This is a genomic window from Sphingomonas sp. AAP5, assembly GCF_004354345.1.
Lineage (GTDB): Bacteria > Pseudomonadota > Alphaproteobacteria > Sphingomonadales > Sphingomonadaceae > Sphingomonas > Sphingomonas glacialis.
In genome coordinates, this window is sequence record NZ_CP037913.1 from 3,871,319 (window position 1) to 3,885,490 (window position 14,172).

General features: G+C 67.1%; 11 protein-coding genes. 7 read left to right on the forward strand and 4 right to left on the reverse strand.

What is annotated here, in order from left to right; translation table 11 throughout:
* Nucleotides 1–121 precede the first annotated feature (121 nt).
* Both lptB and rpoN read left to right on the forward strand, forming a co-directional pair.
* Complete coding sequence (gene lptB, locus E2E30_RS18025; protein WP_133191733.1) at nucleotides 122–898, forward strand: LPS export ABC transporter ATP-binding protein; 777 nt, start codon at nucleotides 122–124, stop codon at nucleotides 896–898.
* Between the two features lie 115 nt (nucleotides 899–1,013).
* A complete protein-coding gene (rpoN, locus tag E2E30_RS18030) occupies nucleotides 1,014–2,519 on the forward strand; it encodes an RNA polymerase factor sigma-54 (protein WP_133191734.1) in 1,506 nt (501 codons plus the stop codon).
* A 71-nt stretch (nucleotides 2,520–2,590) separates the two neighbouring features.
* On the opposite strand, the gene E2E30_RS18035 is transcribed toward rpoN, so the two are convergent.
* The 3 genes from E2E30_RS18035 to E2E30_RS18045 form a co-directional block, all read right to left on the reverse strand.
* Complete coding sequence (locus tag E2E30_RS18035; protein WP_240698979.1) at nucleotides 2,591–2,911, reverse strand: tetratricopeptide repeat protein; 321 nt, start codon at nucleotides 2,909–2,911, stop codon at nucleotides 2,591–2,593.
* A gap of 245 nt (nucleotides 2,912–3,156) precedes the next feature.
* Nucleotides 3,157–3,645 (reverse strand): hypothetical protein, encoded by a 489-nt coding sequence (locus E2E30_RS18040; RefSeq protein ID WP_165954560.1) that lies wholly within the window; start codon nucleotides 3,643–3,645, stop codon nucleotides 3,157–3,159.
* A gap of 66 nt (nucleotides 3,646–3,711) precedes the next feature.
* Complete coding sequence (locus tag E2E30_RS18045; protein ID WP_133191737.1) at nucleotides 3,712–4,710, reverse strand: ligase-associated DNA damage response exonuclease; 999 nt, start codon at nucleotides 4,708–4,710, stop codon at nucleotides 3,712–3,714.
* 109 nt (nucleotides 4,711–4,819) lie between these two features.
* On the opposite strand from E2E30_RS18045, the gene E2E30_RS18050 reads away from it, so the two are divergent.
* The 5 genes from E2E30_RS18050 to E2E30_RS18070 all read left to right on the forward strand — a co-directional run bounded on the left by E2E30_RS18050 (nucleotide 4,820) and on the right by E2E30_RS18070 (nucleotide 11,997).
* Nucleotides 4,820–5,554 carry a hypothetical protein gene (locus tag E2E30_RS18050; protein WP_240698980.1) on the forward strand — a complete coding sequence of 245 codons (735 nt, stop codon included), beginning with the start codon at nucleotides 4,820–4,822 and terminating at the stop codon, nucleotides 5,552–5,554.
* A 54-nt stretch (nucleotides 5,555–5,608) separates the two neighbouring features.
* A complete protein-coding gene (locus E2E30_RS18055; protein ID WP_272482936.1) occupies nucleotides 5,609–8,023 on the forward strand; it encodes a ligase-associated DNA damage response DEXH box helicase in 2,415 nt (804 codons plus the stop codon).
* A 40-nt stretch (nucleotides 8,024–8,063) separates the two neighbouring features.
* On the forward strand, nucleotides 8,064–9,014 hold the full coding sequence (locus E2E30_RS18060; RefSeq protein ID WP_133191739.1) for an aspartyl protease family protein: 951 nt from the start codon (nucleotides 8,064–8,066) through the stop codon (nucleotides 9,012–9,014).
* 99 nt (nucleotides 9,015–9,113) lie between these two features.
* Nucleotides 9,114–10,523, forward strand: a complete 1,410-nt coding sequence (locus tag E2E30_RS18065; RefSeq protein WP_133191740.1) for a M20/M25/M40 family metallo-hydrolase — start codon at nucleotides 9,114–9,116, stop codon at nucleotides 10,521–10,523.
* Between the two features lie 301 nt (nucleotides 10,524–10,824).
* Nucleotides 10,825–11,997, forward strand: coding sequence for a zinc-dependent alcohol dehydrogenase (locus tag E2E30_RS18070; RefSeq protein ID WP_133191741.1), 1,173 nt, complete (start codon nucleotides 10,825–10,827; stop codon nucleotides 11,995–11,997).
* 112 nt (nucleotides 11,998–12,109) lie between these two features.
* Here E2E30_RS18070 and E2E30_RS18075 read toward each other — a convergent pair whose 3' ends face one another.
* Nucleotides 12,110–14,044, reverse strand: a complete 1,935-nt coding sequence (locus E2E30_RS18075; protein ID WP_133191742.1) for a potassium transporter Kup — start codon at nucleotides 14,042–14,044, stop codon at nucleotides 12,110–12,112.
* Nucleotides 14,045–14,172 lie beyond the last annotated feature (128 nt).

A 14,172-nucleotide genomic window follows, 5' to 3' on the forward strand; every position in this document is an offset into this window, starting at 1 on the left:
GCGGGGCAATTCGGCGCCCGCTGCTATCCCGCGCGGCGCGAATGGCGTATAGGCATGCACGAAGCCTGCCAGATGCCGTGCGGTTAACCCTTCGCTAACTCTAAACTGCGAGCACGCCCCGATGAGCGACACCATGACCCTCGACAGCGCGCCGCCGATCGCCGAGCAGCCGGTCAATGATGGGCTGTCGGTCGTGTCGATCGCCAAATCGTACGACAAGCGCAGCGTGCTGACCGATGTGTCGGTGTCGGTCGCCAAGGGCGAAGTCGTCGGGCTGCTCGGGCCGAATGGTGCTGGCAAGACGACGTGCTTCTATTCGGTGATGGGGCTGGTGAAGCCCGATTCGGGCCGCATCATGCTCGACGGCAACGACATTACCGGCCTGCCGATGTACCGCCGCGCGATCCTCGGCCTCGGGTATCTCCCGCAGGAAACCTCGATCTTCCGCGGGATGACGGTCGAACAGAACATCCTCAGCGTGCTCGAGCTCGCCGTGCCCGACAAGGCGCAGCGCGCGCTCCGGCTCGATACGCTGCTCGACGAGTTCGGCCTGACGCGGCTGCGCGATTCCCCATCGATGGCGCTGTCGGGCGGCGAGCGCCGCCGCGCCGAGATCGCGCGGGCGCTTGCCGCCGATCCGTCGATCATGTTGCTCGACGAGCCCTTCGCGGGGATCGACCCGCTGTCGATCGCCGACATTCGTGACCTGATCTGCGAATTGAAGAAGCGCGGCATCGGCGTGCTGATCACCGATCACAACGTGCGCGAGACGCTCGAGATCGTCGACCGCGCGTACATCATCTATGACGGCCGCGTGCTGTTCACCGGCTCGCCCGCCGAGCTTGTCGCCGACGCCAACGTCCGGCGGCTGTATCTCGGCGAGGGCTTCTCGCTCTGATCATGGTGGACGCCACCTCCCTCGTCGCCCCGGCGCAGGCCGGGGCCGCTGGGTTGCCTGGCGGAGCGGGCGCGGCAAACGCAGCGGCCCCAGCCTACGCCAGGGCGACGAATCGGTGAGTCTCGCGCCGCGCCTGGACCTGCGCCAGTCGCAATCGTTGGTGATGACGCCGCAGCTCCAGCAGGCGATCCGCCTGCTCGCGCTGTCGAACCTCGAGGTCGAGGGTTTCCTCGCAGAGGAAATCGAGCGCAATCCCTTGCTCGAGGCGAGCGCGCCCGAAGACGACGGCCCGACACAGGACCGTGAACCCGACGCACCGATCCGCGACCAACCCGCCACCGCTGACGAACTCCTGCTGGCTGGCGGCGATTCGGGCGAGGCCTCGCTCGACGTCGATTTCACCGCCGAGAGCTTCCACCATGACAGCCCAGCCGATCAGGCGGGGGGCGCGGGGATGGACGGGTCGCTCGGTCTCAACGGCGCAAGCAGCGGCGGCGGGACGGGCGAGGACGGCCCCGATTTCGACAGCTTCGCCGATACCGGCCTCAGCCTGTCGGACCATTTGCTCGCGCAGGCCGGCACCGCGGTCGAGGGCGCCGACCTGTTCATTGCCGCGCATCTGATCGATCAGATCGACGAATGCGGCTATCTCACCGCGTCGCTGCTCGACATCGCGACTCGGCTCGGCGTGCCGCTGGCGCGCGTCGAACAGGTGCTGGCCATCATCCAGACCTTCGAGCCGACCGGCGTCGGCGCGCGCGATCTCGCCGAGTGCCTCGCGCTTCAGGCCAAGGAAGCCGACCGCTACGATCCGTGCATGGCGCGGCTGATCGACAATCTCGATCTCGTCGCGCGCGGCGATCTCACGCGGCTTCGCCGGCTGTGCAACGTCGATGACGAAGACTTGGCCGACATGATCCGCGAACTCCGCGGCTATGATCCCAAGCCCGGCTGCCGTTTCGGCGGCGAACCGACCCAGGCCGTGGTGCCCGATCTGTTCGTCGCCAAGCGCAAGGACGGCTGGGGAATCGAGATCAACGCGGCCACGCTGCCGCGCGTGCTCGTCAACCGCAGCTATTATACCGAACTGTCGAGCGCACGCGGCGACAAGGCGAGCAAGGCGTGGCTCGGCGACATGCTCGCCAGTGCCAACTGGCTGGTGAAAGCGCTCGACCAGCGCCAGCGCACGATCATCAAGGTCGCCGCCGAGATCGTGAAGCAGCAGGAGGGGTTCTTCCTCCACGGCGTCGCGCAGTTGAAGCCGCTGACGCTGCGCCAGGTCGCCGACGCGATCGAGATGCACGAATCGACGGTGTCGCGCGTCACCAGCAACAAATATCTGTCGTGCGCGCGCGGGCTCTATGAGCTCAAATACTTCTTCACCTCGGCGATCCAGTCGTCCGAAGGCGGCGAGGCGGTGTCTGCACAAGCGGTCAAATCGGCGATCAAGACGCTGATCGGGGCGGAGGGCGACAAGATCCTGTCGGACGACACGTTGGTCGAATTGCTCAACGCCAAGGGCTTCGATATCGCGCGGCGCACCGTTGCGAAATATCGCGAGGCGCTCGGGATCGGATCGTCGGTGCAGCGCCGGCGGGCGCGGGCGCTCGAGGGCGCATAAAGGGGGCGCGTAAAGGGCGCGCCTAATCGAAAGCGCGAGCCGGCCCGACCGAAGTCAGGCCGGCCACAGGCTCAACGTGCGGTCAGCGCAACGTCGCGCGCGAGCGCGCGCTTGGCGACCTGGTGCGACCAGACGGCATCGCCGGTCGGCGTTTCGAGCATCGCATTGTCGAGCGTGAGCGCGCGACGCAGCGCGGTATTGGCATCGGCGGTGCGGCCGGCGCGCTGATAGGCGGCGGCGAGCTCGATCGCGACACCACCGTCGGTCGGCGAGAGCTGCGATACGGTTTCGAGCGTGCGCACGGCAGCGGCGGGATCGCGCGTCGGCGCCGCTGCGGCCGGAACGACGGCCGCGCCTGCGACAAGGATGGCGATAGCGAATTTCAGGGTCATCATCAGTCTCCACATTAGTCTGTTACAGAATGATGACATATATTGCAGATATGTGAAGCAATAAATTCACTTATGTGAATCTGCAGTGTCGCAGGCGGTTTCCGGCCCGGTGCGCGCCGTAATCGGAGCCATTTGGAGCGCGCACGCCAACCCTCGCGGCGATCGCCACGTCGCTGACACCGCGCGAGGCGGTGCCAAATCCTGCTCGTGTCGATCTGCCTCAGGCGAAGCCGCTGGCTTTGTGCTTATTTGGCCGGGGTCGCCGCTTTAGGGTTTCCGGCCTCGACGATCAGCGCGGCCATCGCCTTGGGGTCGGCGAAGCTGCCCAATTGCTGGAGCTCTTTCTGCACCAGCGGATCGCCCATCAGACCGCGCATCGCGACGCCGCCGAGCGCACCAAAGCTTGTTTCGATCGACGACACGCCATCGAACTTGATTGCTTCGATCGCTTGTGGTCGGCATTCGACCGTCAGCAGGCGATTGAAATACACCCCGGTCCGGCGGTTGAAATCTTCGCGTTGCGTCGGTGTGATCGTCGACAGCGCCTTCACCGCGGGGCCCGCCGAGATCGCCGAGAATACCCATTGCACCAACAGCGTCTGGTCGGCGGGCGAGCTGTGATCGACCAGGCATTTCGAGAGTGTGTCGCCAAAGCTGCTGGCGTGCGCCACGTTCGGGGTAGCGGCACAGACGGTCGCAGCTGCGACGCCTGCTCGAATTGACCGTCGTACCATGCTGCTTTCCCCCGCAAATTCACTCGATCTCTAATCTCGGCGGGAAAAGCCGTCCAGCGCGATCGCTCAGTCGTCCTCGTCCTCATAGCCCGACAGCGCGAGCGCACGCGCCTTGATCTGGCGAGTCTGGCACCAGTGGACGAGCGCATCCTCGCGGCCATGCGTCACCCACACTTCCTTGGGCGCGATCTCGGTCAAAGTGTCGGTCAGTTCGTCCCAATCGGCGTGGTCCGACAGGATCAGCGGCAGCTCGACCCCGCGCTGCACCGCGCGCTGGCGCACGCGCATCCAGCCCGATGCCATCGCGGTGATCGGATCGGGCAGGCGGCGCGACCAGCGATCGGCCATCGCACCGGGCGGCGCGATCACGACATGGCCCATCATTTCGGCCTTGGCGGCGACCGTGGCGGGGCGCAACTCGCCGAGCTCGACGCCGTGTGCCTGGTACAGCGCGCACAGTTTCTCGAGCGCGCCGTGGATATAGATCGGCGCGTCATGCCCGCGCGCGCGAAGTTCGGCGATGACGCGCTGCGCCTTGCCGAGCGCGTACGCGCCAACGAGAACGCAGCGCGTCGGATTGGCGTGGAGCGCGGCGGTCAGCTTGTCGATCTCGTCGCCGGTCTCGGGGTGGCGGAAGACGGGCAATCCAAACGTCGCCTCGGTGATGAACACGTCGCATTTGACCGGCTGAAAGCCAGCGCAGGTCGGGTCGGCGCGGCGCTTGTAATCGCCCGACACGACGACTCGCTCGCCGCGATATTCGAGCAGGATTTGTGCCGAGCCGAGCACGTGCCCCGCGGGAACGAAGGTGGCCTTGACGTCGCCGAAGGTGTGGCTTTCGCCATAGGCCACGGGGTTGCCGGGTTGCGGCCCATAGCGCGCGTCCATGATCGCAAGCGTCTCGGGCGTCGCCCACACCGCGTCGTGCCCGCCACGCGCGTGATCGGCATGGCCGTGCGTGACGAGCGCGACGGGGGAGGGGCGCGACGGATCGATCCACACATCGGCGGGCTTCACGTAGATTCCGTGCGGGTGGGGTTCGATCCAGTCGCCGAGCTTTGCCATCATGGCTATATGGGTGGGACGCGTTTGAGTTCCAAATCTCCCTCTCCGCGCGGGTAGCGGGATTTGAGTGCGCCTTGGATTGGCCCCATTGCTGTAGGATCGATACGGCATGACCTGCGCATCCTCACCGTCCGCCCTGCCGCCCCGCCATAACAGCAGGATGGTCGGCCTCGCGTTGATCGCGCTGGCGATCGGCGCCCCCGTCACCGCCGCGCACGCCGACGCGCTGCAGACTCGGATCGTCGCGACCGCCCGCGCCACGCCGACCACGCGCCACGCCTTTCGCCGCACGCTCGCGTTCGAGCGGACCGGCGCCCCGCGGAAAACCTATGTCGAGCAGTTCGACCCCAGCCGCGCGCCCGCCGAGCGCTGGTCGCTGATCAGCATCGACGGCCGCGCGCCGACCCCCAAGGAAATCGCCAAGTCACGCAAGGCCAATCACGGGCCGATCCCGTCCTATGCGGAACTGGCGGCGTGGTTCGGCAGCCCCGCGACGCGCAGCGAGGTCGGCGGCGGCGTGCTGTACCGCTTTGCCCGGCTGCCCGCAGGCACCTTCAAGATCGGGTCGCACGATGCGTCGGCCGATACGCAGGTCGAGGCTTTGGTCAACACCGGCGGCGCGGTACCGTTCGTCGAGCGCGTGCGGATGACGTCGAACAAGAGCTTCAGCGTCATGCTCGTCGCCTCGCTGCGCAGCATCACGGTCGACCAGCGCTATCGTCTGCTCGGCGATGGCATTGTCGTCCCGTCGGACGCGACCAGCGCGCTGACGGGCGCGATGATGGGCAAGGCCGGCACGATGCAAACCAGCACGAGCTACAGCGAGTATCGCGCAATTCGGTGACGCGCGCGCGCGCGGGGCTGGTCATTGCCGCGTCGCGCACCCCATATCGGGGGGGTGAGCGTATCCGACCCTCCCGCCCCGATCACCGACTGGTTCGCTGCCAAGGGCTGGGCTCCCCGCGCGCACCAGTTGGCGATGCTCGACGTTGCGCGGGCTGGCCATCACGGCCTGCTCGTCGCGAGCACTGGTGCTGGCAAGACGCTGGCGGGGTTCCTCCCGACGCTGACCGAACTGATCGAGACCCCGACGCAAGGCCTTCACACGCTCTACGTCTCGCCGCTGAAAGCGCTTGCGGTCGACGTCCAGCGCAACCTGCTCACGCCCGTAGCCGAGATGGGCCTCGACATCCGCGTCGAGACGCGCACCGGCGACACGCCGTCGGACCGCAAGGCGCGCCAGCGGATCAAGCCGCCGCAGATCCTGCTGACCACGCCCGAATCGCTCAGCCTACTGCTCAGCTATCCTGACAGCGGGCTGATCTTCGAGAATCTCAGGACGATCGTCGTCGACGAAGTCCATGCCTTCGCCACTGGCAAGCGCGGCGATCTGCTGTCGCTGTGCATGGCGCGACTACAACGCCTCGCCCCCGACCTGCGCCGCGTCGCGCTGTCGGCGACGGTGGCCGACGCCGACGGCTATCGCGCCTGGCTCGCCCCCGATGGCGATATCGATACGGTCGATCTGGTGCAGGGCGAGCCCGGCGTCCCCGCTAATATCGCGATCCTGCTGCCCGAGGGCCGCGTTCCCTGGTCGGGCCATTCGGGCCGCTATGCCGCCGAGCAGGTGATGGCCGAGATTGAAACGCACAAGACCTCGATCGTCTTCTGCAACACGCGCAGCTTGGCCGAGCTGATCTTCCAGGATTTGTGGAAGGTCAACGCAATGAGCTTGCCGATCGGCATCCACCACGGCTCGCTGTCGCTCGAAGCCCGCCGCAAGGTCGAGGGCGCGATGGCCGACGGCAAATTGCGCGGCCTCGTCGCGACCGCCAGCCTCGACCTGGGGGTCGATTGGGGCGATGTCGATTGCGTCATCCAGATGGGCGCGCCGAAAGGGTCGTCGCGATTGCTGCAGCGGATCGGGCGCAGCAATCACCGCATGGACGAGGCTTCTGAGGCGGTACTCGTCCCAGGCAACCGCTTCGAATATCTCGAAGCGCGTGCAGCCCTCGACGCGGTCGATGCGGGCGAGCTCGACCCCGACATCTTCCGGCAAGGCGGGCTCGACGTGCTGGCACAGCATATCATGGCGTGCGCTTGCGCCGCGCCGTTCCAGGAAGCCGAGATGCTCGACGAGATCCGCTCGGCCTTGCCCTATTCCGCGCTGACCGATGCGACCTTCAGCCGCGTGCTCGGCTTCATCCGCGACGGCGGCTATGCGCTCCAGGCCTATGACAAGTTCAAACGGCTGACGCAGGATGCCGATGGCAGCTGGCGCGTCAGCCATCCCAAATTTGTTGCGCAGCATCGATTGAACGCCGGGATCATCGTCGAGGCCACGATGCTCACCGTCCGCTTCAAGAACGGCCGCTCGCTCGGCAAGGTCGAGGAGGGGTTTGCCGCGACGCTCAGCCCCGGCGACACCTTCTTCTTTGCGGGCATGAGCCTCGAAGTGATGGGGATGGACACCGAGGACCTGCTCGTCCGCGCGACCGCGCGCCCGGCGCGAATCCCGACCTATGGCGGCGCGCGGATGGCGATGTCGACCAACCTCGCGCAGCGCGTCCGCGGTTTCCTCGCCGATCCGTCCGAATGGCCGCGCTTTCCCGACGACGTGCGCGAATGGCTCGAAATGCAGCAGCGCCGCTCGACGCTTCCCGCGCCCGGGCAATTGCTCGTCGAGACCTTCCCGCGCGAGGGACGGCATTACATGGTCGCCTACAGCTTCGAGGGCTGGAACGCGCACCAGTCGCTCGGGATGCTCGTCACGCGCCGGATGGAGACGATGGGGCTCAAACCGCTCGGCTTCGTCTCGAACGATTATGCGCTCGCCTGTTACGGGCTCGAGCCGATCACCGACCCGCAAGCGCTCTTCTCGCCCGACATTCTCGAGGACGAGTTCGTCGACTGGGTGCAAAGTTCGGCGCTGCTCAAACGCGCCTTCCGCGAGGTCGCGGTGATCGGTGGCCTCGTCGAGCGCCAGCACCCCGGCAAGCGCAAGACCGGCAAGCAAGTCACCTTCTCGACCGACCTGATCTACGACGTGCTGCGCAAATACGAGCCCGGCCATTTGCTGCTCGAAGCCGCCTGGGCCGATGCCCGCGCGCGGATGACCGATGTCGGGCGCTTGGCCGACCTGCTCGATCGCGCGGTCGATACGATGCTCCACGTCGATCTCGACCGCGTGTCGCCACTCGCGGTGCCCGTGCTCACGCTGATCGGCCGCGAGAAGATTGCCACCGGCCTCGCCGACGACGCGCTGCTGATCGAGGCCGAGGCGCTCGCCGAGGAGGCGATGCGGCTCGACTGATCGGCTTGTCGTGCGGCCGAAACGGGCGTAGTTTGTCGCTATGAACCCGGTGCTGCTTGTCGCTGTCCCGATCGCCGCGGCGCTGGCCCAGCCCCAGCCTGTGCCGACCCCGCCGCCCTCGCCTGTTGCGCAGCATGAGCTGCAGCAAAACCCCGCCGAGCAGCTCGATTTCATCTCCGAGGGCCTTCGCATGACCGTGCCGGTGACGATCGGCCCGGCCGGCCCGTATCGCTTCATCGTCGACACCGGCGCCGAGCGGACCGTGATCGCGCGCGAACTCGCCGCCAAGCTCGGGCTGGTGCCCGGGAAGAGCGTCCATGTCACCGCGATGGCGGGGTCGGCGCAATTCGGCACCGTCGTCATCCCCGATCTGCAGATCGGATCGCCGGGCGGTGGCGCGCGGCTGTCGACGCGCGGGATCGAGGCGCCCGCGCTCGTCGCGCGCAATCTCGGCGCCGCCGGACTGGTCGGGATCGACACGCTGCAGGGCCATGCCGTGACGATCGACTTCGCCGCCCAGACGATGACCGTCATCCCCTCGACCAAGCGGCTGCGCAAGGAGCGCTTCGGCCCCGACGATATCGTCATCCGCGCGAAGAATCTGCTCGGCCAGCTCGTCGTCACCGATGCGAGCTATCGCGGGCGCACCGTGCGCGTGGTGATCGACACCGGCGCCGATACCAGCATGGGGAATCTCGCGCTGCGCCGGCTCGCCGCGCCGTCGAGCAGCGCGGTGACGGCGGTAAGCGTGCTCAGCGTCACCGGCGCCTCGCTCCAGGCCGAGCAGGCGCTGCTCGATCGCGTGCACTTCGGCGACATCAGCTTTGCCAATCTGCAGGTGGCGTTCGTCGATGCCGCCCCCTTCGCGCGGCTCGGGCTGCACGACCGGCCCGCGTTGCTGCTCGGCATGGATGCACTGCGGCTGTTCGGCCGCGTGCGGATCGACTTCGCCAATCGCGAACTGCGCCTCGCGCAGCCGAAGGCGCCATAACCTTTTTTCGCCCCTCCCGTTCAGGGGAGGGGCTTTTGACTCGCGCCGTTGCGTTCCCCCGCCACCACGCTAGCCTCGTGCCAAACACAGGGGGCCCCAATGTTCGCACGCATCACCAAGATCCTCGCCACCAGTCTGCTCGCCACCACCGCGCTCGCCAGTGCCGCCACCGCGCAGGACCGCCCAGACCAGAAGGCCTATCTCGGCCTCTACAAGGAGCTGGTCGAGACCAACACCACGCTGTCCTCGGGAAGCTGCACCACCGCCGCCGCCCAGATCGGCGCGCGATTGAAGGCGTCGGGCTTCGCCGATTCCGACCTCACCTATTTCAGCGTCCCCGATCATCCCAAGGAGGGCGGCCTCGTCGCGATCCTGAAGGGGAGCGATGCCAAGGCCAAGCCGATGCTCCTCCTCGCGCATCTCGACGTGGTCGAGGCCAAGCGCGAGGACTGGACGCGCGATCCATTCAAGCTGATCGAGGAAGACGGATACTATTACGCCCGCGGCAGCACCGACGACAAGGCGATGGCGGCGATCTGGGCCGACAGCCTGATCCGCTTCAGGCAGCAGAACTACCGCCCCAAGCGCTCGATCAAGCTCGCGCTCACCTGCGGCGAGGAGACGACCTTCGCCTTCAATGGCGCGCAGTGGCTCGCCAAGAACAAGCCCGACCTCATCGCCGCCGAATTCGGCCTCAACGAAGGCGGCGGCGGCCAGATGACCGACGACGGCAAGCGCCTCGCGATGTTCATGCAAGTCGGCGAGAAAGCCTCGCAGAACTTCACGCTCACCGCCACCAACCCCGGCGGCCACAGCTCGCAGCCCGTGCCTACCAACGCGATCTACCAGCTCGCCGACGCGATCGAGGCGATTAGGGGCTACGAATTCCCGATCAAATTCACCGACACGACGCGCGCCTTCTTCAAAGGCGCCGCCTTGGCGCAACCGCCCGAGATGCGCGACGCGATGTTGAAACTCGTCGCCAACCCCGCCGACACCGCCGCCGACAAGATCGTCAGCACCGACAAGACCTTCCACTCGACGCTGCGCACCACCTGCGTCGCGACGTTGCTCAGTGCCGGCCATGCCGAGAACGCGCTCCCGCAACGCGCCACCGCCAACATCAACTGCCGCATCTTCCCGGGCGAGACGGTCGAGGGGACGCTCGCCAAGCTCCAGGCGCTCGCTGGCGCCGTGGTGAAGGTCAGCGCCAACGCGCCGATCCGTCCCGTTGCCGTGCCGCCGAGCCTCGACCCCAAGGTGATGGGCCCGGCGCAGGCCGTGGCGGCCAAGCACTTCCCCGGCATGACGATCCTGCCCTTGATGTCGACCGGCGCGACCGACGGCATCTTCTTCGAGGGGATCGGCATCCCGGTCTACGGCGTGCCCGGCATCTTCATGACCGGCGACTTCAACCGCGCGCATGGGCTCAACGAGCGGATGAACGTGAAGTCGTTGTATAACGGGCGCGATTATCTGTTTGATTTGGTCAAGGCCTACGCCGGCTAGCGCCCGATCCGCCACACCCCCAAACCGTCACCCCGGCCTTGTGCCGGGGCCCACCGCGCCGCATGTGCTGCGGCGGCAGGACGCGCGTCCCGGTGGGCCCCGGCACAAGGCCGGGGTGACGGCGGTGGGTGGGGTCCACGCCTTCCCTGAAGAACGCGAAGGCCGCGCCTCGTCCCCAACCTGATCCCGATCAGCCTGAAAAACAAAAGCTTACGCCCCCCATTCCGCACCCTGACGCGTTAGGCCGCATGAAAACGCTTCCGCACCCCCGGCGGAAGCATCCAGCGACCGGAGAAAAGAAATGCGCGCATTGGTATGGCACGGCAAAGGCGACGTCCGCGTCGACACCGTCAAGGACCCCGAAATCCAGCATCCGCGCGATGCGATCATCAAGGTCACCGCCTGCGCGATCTGCGGGTCGGATCTCCATCTGCTCGACGGCTACCAGCCGACGATGCAGGCCGGCGACATCCTCGGCCACGAGAACATGGGCGAAGTCGTCGCGCTCGGCTCGGAAGTGACCAACCTCAAGATCGGCGACCGCGTCGTCGTCCCCTTCACGATCAGCTGCGGCGATTGCTTCTTCTGCCGCAAGGGCCTGTTCTCGGCGTGCGAGCGCACCAACCCCAATGCCGAGCTGGCGATCAAGGCGATGGGCCATTCGCCCGCCGGCCTGTTCGGCTTCAGCCACATGCTCGGCGGCTATTGCGGCGGCCAGGCCGAATACCTCCGCGTGCCGATGGCCGATATCGGCCCGATCAAGGTGCCCGACAGCGTCACCGACGAACAAGCCCTGTTCCTCTCCGACATCTTCCCCACTGGCTATATGGCCGCCGAGAATGCGCAGATCGAACCCGGCGACACGGTGGCGATCTGGGGCTGCGGTCCGGTCGGCCAGTTCGCGATCCGCTCGGCGCTGATGCTGGGTGCGGGCCGCGTCATCGCGATCGACGAAGTCCCCGAGCGGCTGCTGATGGCGCAGGCCGGCGGTGCCGAGACGATCGATTTCAGCGAGACCGAAAACGTCTATGACGAGCTGCAATTCCGCACCAAGGGCCGCGGCCCCGACAGCTGCATCGACGCGGTCGGCGCGGAAGCCTCGGGCCATGGCAGCTTCGATGCGGTGCTCGACAAGACCAAGGCGACGATCGGCCTCGCCACCGATCGCATCCACGTGCTGCGCGAGGCGATCATGAGCTGCCGGATGGGCGGCACGGTGTCGATCCCCGGCGTCTATGTCGGCATGGGCGACAAGGTCCCGCTCGGCGCGATGATGAACAAGGGGCTGACGATCAAGACCGGCCAGACCCACGTCCAGGCGTACACTGCGCCGCTGCTCGCGCGGATCGAGGCGGGCGACATCGACCCTAGCTTCGTCGTGACGCACCCGGCGAGCCTCGAGGATGCGCCCGAGATGTACAAGAAGTTCCGCGACAAGGAGGACGGCGTGATCAAGGTGGTGTTGCGGCCGTAAGGCGCGCCGCGACCCCTTGCGCTGCGAACCGCCCCCCGTCGGCCATGCCGGCGGGGGGCGTGTTGCGTCGGCCGGTCGCGCTGCGGTACGGCGGACCGAAGCGCGGCTCGGTTCAGACGGTAACCTGCTCCCCCAGCTCGAGCACCTTGCCTGGCGGGATCTTCAGGAAGTCGGTCGGGTCGCTCGCATTCCTCTGCAGGAACATGAAGATCCGGTCCTGCCACAGCGGCATGCCCTGGTCGGCGGCGGGCTTGATCGTGTTGCGGCCGATGAAATAGCTCGTCTTGGCGGGGTTGAGCGACTTCTTGTGGCTCACCGCCTCGAGCCCTAGGTCGCGCGGCACGTCGGGCGATTCCATGAAGCCATAGGTCAGCACGATGATCGTGAAATTGGCGTCGACCGGGCGGATCTCGGCGCGCTCGTCCTGCTCGACCGAGGGGCGGTCGGCGGTGCGGATGCTGCAGATCAAATTCTTCTCGTGGAGCACCTTGTTGTGCTTGAGATTGTGCAGCAGCGCGCCCGGTGCGCTGTCGGGGTTGGCGGTGAGGAACACCGCGGTCCCCTCGACGCGCTCGGGCGGGCGCTTGGCGAGCGCGGCGGCGAGGTCGGCGAGCGGGACGCTCTGGCGCAACTCGAAGGCGCGCACGATCCCGCGCCCGCGGTTCCAGGTGTAGATGACGAGGCCGATCACCGCGGCGACGACCAGCGGTACCCAGCCGCCCTCGATCACGCGCAGGATGTTCGCGCCGAAGAAGATCAGATCGAGCGTCAGGAACGGCAGGATGACGGCAAGCGCGAGCGGGCGCCCCCAGTTCCAGCGATGCCGCACGACGATGTACGCGAGCAGCGTCGTCACCACCATCGTCCCCGTCACCGCGATGCCGTACGCCGCCGCCATGGCGGAGGAGGTGCGGAACTGGATCACCAGCACCAGCACGCCGACCAGCAGCAGCCAGTTGATCGACGGGAGGTAGATCTGCCCGGCCTGCGTCGCCGAGGTCTGGCGGATGCGCAGCCGCGGGAGCAGCCCGAGCTGGATCGCCTGCTGCGTCAGCGAATAGGCGCCGGTGATCACCGCCTGGCTGGCGATGACGGTGGCCATCATCGCAAGGCCGATCAGCCACGGACGGAGGCCCTCTGGGGCCATCAGGAAGAACCAGTCCTGGTTGACGAACGGCTTGCCCGCCGCGGCAGCGGCCTCGAGCGCGCTCAGCGCATAGGCGCCTTGCCCGAGATAGTTGAGGATCAGGCACGGGAAGACGAGCACGAACCAGCCGATGCGGATCGGCAGCACGCCGAAATGGCCCATATCGGCCGTCAGCGCCTCGGCGCCGGTGACGGTGAGGAACACCGCGCCGAGCACGAAGAGCCCGGTCACGCCGTGCGTCGCGAGGAAGATCGCGCCGTAATGCGGCGAGATGACGCGCAGGATCGAGGGCTCGTCGGTGATGTGCCACAGCCCGAGCGCGCCGATCGCGAGGAACCAGACGATGCAGACCGGCCCGAACAGCGCCGAGACGCTCGCCGTGCCGCGGCTCTGGATGAAGAACAAAGCGACGAGGATGACGATCGTCACGCCGAGGATCACCGAGTCGGAGAACACGTCGCCAAGCCCCGGGATCGTCTTGAGCCCCTCGACCGCCGAGAGCACCGACAGCGCCGGGGTGATGATCGCATCGCCATAGAAGAGCGACGCGCCCGCCGCGCCGAGCACCAGCGCGATCAGCGAGCGCTTGCCGAGCGCACGCCGCGCCAGCGCGGTCAGCGCGAGCACGCCGCCCTCGCCCTGATTGTCGGCGCGCATCAGGAAGATGACGTATTTGACGGTGACGACGAGGATCAGCGACCAGATCGCCAGACTCAGCACGCCGAGGATCTCGCCGGGGTCGAGCCCGTCCTTGGCGGTCAGGTTGAGCGCCTCGCGAAAGGCGTAGAGCGGGCTGGTGCCGATATCGCCGAACACCACGCCGATCGCGCCGATCGTCAGCGCGACGAGCGCTGGGTGCGGGGTGGCTTTGGCGACAATGCTGTCAGTGGCAGAGGTCATAAGGGGGTAATGGCTCGCCGGAGAGGACGGCGCGCTTTACGCCCGTTACGCCTTTGCGCAAGCGGTTTAACCGACCGGGGCCGTCGCTCGCCCGGACAGCGTTGCATGGTTGCATCGATTGCGACATA